This is a genomic window from Varibaculum cambriense (assembly GCF_022133705.1).
GTDB lineage: Bacteria > Actinomycetota > Actinomycetes > Actinomycetales > Actinomycetaceae > Varibaculum > Varibaculum cambriense_A.
On record NZ_JAKNHJ010000063.1, the window covers coordinates 1 to 221 of the forward strand.

The window sequence follows — 221 nt, forward strand, 5'->3', positions numbered from 1 at the left end:
GACGCGAATAAGTCTGGGAGGGCCTTGATCGCTGCGGTCCCCTCGCTGCCGGTGTGGCTCCTTGGGCTTTCTTGGCGAAGGGTGGCCACGATGTTGCGCAGCTGAGCCATCATGTCCTCAGTGGTGCTTCTGATGATGCGCAGAGCATTGCGGGTCTCTGAGTGGTTCTCGTTCAGTGCCTCACGGGCGATGTCAGTGTGCATTGACAGCACAGTGGTTTG

The 221-nt window shown here is 59.3% G+C and carries 1 protein-coding gene; it reads right to left on the reverse strand.

All coding sequences use genetic code 11. From position 1 onward, the window contains the following. A partial coding sequence (locus L0M99_RS09775; RefSeq protein WP_238128464.1) for a histidine kinase occupies window positions 1–203 on the reverse strand: 203 nt, incomplete at its 3' end. Between the last annotated feature and the right edge of the window lie 18 nt (window positions 204–221).